The sequence below is a fragment of the Streptomyces sp. MnatMP-M17 genome (assembly GCF_900091995.1).
In the GTDB taxonomy this organism is placed as follows: Bacteria; Actinomycetota; Actinomycetes; order Streptomycetales; family Streptomycetaceae; genus Streptomyces.
This window is the reverse complement of the sequence record NZ_FMDK01000589.1, coordinates 1-2,641: the sequence shown is the minus strand read 5'-3', so window position 1 is coordinate 2,641 and position 2,641 is coordinate 1. Positions and strand designations below refer to the sequence as shown.

Here is a 2,641-nt window from a genome sequence, read left to right as displayed (position 1 = left end):
CGGCAGGTCGTCGCCTCGGGGCGGGCGGCGGCCTGCCGTACGGGACCGTCCGGGCGGCCGAGCGGCCCGGACGGCTGCCATCCTGGGCGCATGGCGGAACTCAACGGCCGGCCCGTCGGACTCGACGAGATCACAGCGCTCGCGCTCACCAACTACGGGCACTTCACCACGCTCCGCGTGGAGGACGGGCGCGTACGCGGACTGGCCCTGCATCTCGACCGGCTCGGCCGGGACTGTCCGGCGCTGTTCGGGGCCGAGCTGGACCTCGACCGGGTACGGACGCTGCTGCGCCGGGTAGCGCCGGCCCAGGGCGCGGCCACGGTACGGGTCACGGTGTTCGATCCGGCCCTCGACATCGGGCATCCCGACCGTACCGGCGACCCGCACATCCTGGTCACACACCGTCAGGCGTCGTCTGCGTCCATGCTGCCTCTGCCGCCACTGCGGGTGCGCTCCGTCGCGTACGTCCGGGACGCGCCCGAGGTGAAGAGCGTCGGACTCTTCGCGTTGCTGCGCCATCGCCGTGCGGCCCGGCTCGCCGGATACGACGACGCGCTCTTCGTGGACGGTGACGCGCTGATCTCCGAGGGCGTGACCTGGAACATCGGCTTCTTCGACGGCGACACGGTCGTCTGGCCGGAAGCCGTCCAGCTCGCCGGAGTGACGATGCGGCTCCTCCAGGAGGCCCGCAAACATCGTGTCGCGCCGGTCGCGCTCGCGGAGGTCGGATCGTTGGACGCGGCGTTCGCGACCAATGCCGCCATCGGAGTGCGGGGCATCACGGCGATCGACGGTACCGAGTTCCCGGACCGCCACCCCGCCGTGGACCTGCTGCGTGAGACCTATCTGGAGCAGCCGGGCGAGCTTCTGTAACGCGCCGCCCGCCGACGTGACGCGTAACGCACGTTACGTGTCGGAGCGAGCCTGACCGCCCGCCAGCCGTAGCTGCTCCTCCTCCACGATCCGGCGTGCGATGTCCCGGTCCGCGACATCGATCGCGTCGGGCGTGGCGTCGGCCATCTCGCTGCGCCTGGCATAGGCGTCGAAGAGGCGGTTCTTGTCGGCGAGGATGTCCAGCAGGCGCTGGTCCACGCTGTCGACCGCGAGCAGCCGGTGCACCTGGACCGGACGGACCTGGCCCATCCGGTGCGCGCGGGCCACCGCCTGGTGCTCCAGTGTCGGTTTGATCTGTGGCTCGCAGAGGATGACGACCGACGCGGCCTGCATATTCAGCCCGACACCGCCCGCCTGGATCTGGCTCAGCAGCACGGCGTGGCCCGGGACCGCGCCGAAGCGGTCCACGATCCGCTGACGGCGGTCCGCCGGGACATCGCCGGAGAGCGGCCCGAACACGCCCTCGCCCAGGGCCTCGTGAACCGCCGTCAGCACCTCGCGGAAGTACGAGAAGACCACGACCTTCAGCTCGTTTCCCGCGGCCTCTGCCACCAGCTCCCGCAGCCGTCCCAGCTTGGCCGAGGTCTCCGGCCGCGCGTACGCCGCCCGGCGCATCCGCATGAAGTGCGCGTCGGCCACCGCCGCGCGATAGGCCGCCAGATCCTCGGCGCTCAGCTCCTCCCACTCGTCCACCCGCACCAGCGCGGGCAGCTCGGCGAGGACGTCCTGCTGGTTACGGCGCAGATAGGCCGGCGCTACCGCGCGGCGGAAGGCGTGCGCGCCCGCGACCGCGTCGATGCCCTGGACGGCCGGGGCCAGTTCGGGCTGGAGACGCCGGATCAGACTGCGGAACTCCGATACGCGGTTCTCCATCGGCGTACCCGTCAGAAACAGCACATGACCGGCCTGTCCGGCCCAGCCGGACATGGCGCGGGATCTGCGGGTGTCCGGGTTCTTCACATAGTGGGCCTCGTCGACGACGAGCATATGCGGCTCGGCCCGCCGCCCTCCGGCCTCGTCCTCGCCCTTGCCCCCGGGCTCCTTGTTCCCGGGCCCCTCACCGGCTCCCAGCGGCGGCAGCGTATGCAGCGAGTCGAAGGTGGTGACCGCGACCCCGCCGCGCTCGCGCCACTCCGTGAACGCCTCCTGCCGCTCCGGGCCGTGCACCGGAATCGCCCGCAGCGTGCTCCGGGAGCCGATCTCCCGGGTCCAGTTGATCAGCACACTGCTCGGGCAGACCACCATGAAGTGTGTACCGCCACGGGCCGCGAGATGCGCGAGCGCCGCGATGGCCTGCACGGTCTTGCCGAGTCCCATCTCGTCACCGATGATCACCCGCCGCTGGGCCAGCGCGAACCGCGCCCCGAACGACTGGTAGCCGCGCAGCGACACCCGCAGCCGGGTGTCGTCCAGCGGCTGGGCCCGTACCCGCCCGGCGATCTCGGACGGCAGGAAGCCCTCGGCGGCGGCGACATCGGGAGTCCCGCCCGCCGTCTGCGCCAGCACGCTGTAGTACTCGGCCGAGCGCAGCTCGAAGTCGATCCAGGCCTCGATCTCCGAGGCCGGCTCCCGCAGCAGATCCACCGACATCTGCGCGAGCAGCAGCGGCACTTCGGCCTCCGCCGTCTCGTCCAGCAACCGTCGGATCCGCTTTACCGCGCCGAGCGCCCGCGCTCTGCCGTCCCGTCCCGACAGGGCGATGCGCAGCCGGCCGCGCGCGGGAGCCGCCTCCGGCAGCAGCGCGCGC

Annotated in this window: 2 protein-coding genes; one reads left to right on the top strand and one right to left on the bottom strand. The window is 72.0% G+C overall.

The genetic code is table 11. The features are described from left to right. The first annotated feature begins 90 nt into the window (after nt 1-90). Nucleotides 91-873 carry an aminotransferase class IV family protein gene (locus tag GA0115259_RS25195; protein WP_093601266.1) on the top strand — a complete coding sequence of 261 codons (783 nt, stop codon included), beginning with the start codon at nt 91-93 and terminating at the stop codon, nt 871-873. 33 nt (nt 874-906) lie between these two features. Here the strand turns inward: GA0115259_RS25195 and GA0115259_RS25190 are convergent. After that, the coding region (locus GA0115259_RS25190) for a DEAD/DEAH box helicase (RefSeq protein WP_107469260.1) at nt 907-2,641 on the bottom strand (1,735 nt) is incomplete at its 5' end.

Coding starts and splice junctions, on each gene's coding strand:
- GA0115259_RS25195 (WP_093601266.1), top strand. CDS start 91: ATGGCGGAACTCAACGGCCGGCCCGTCGGACTCGACGAGATCACAGCG.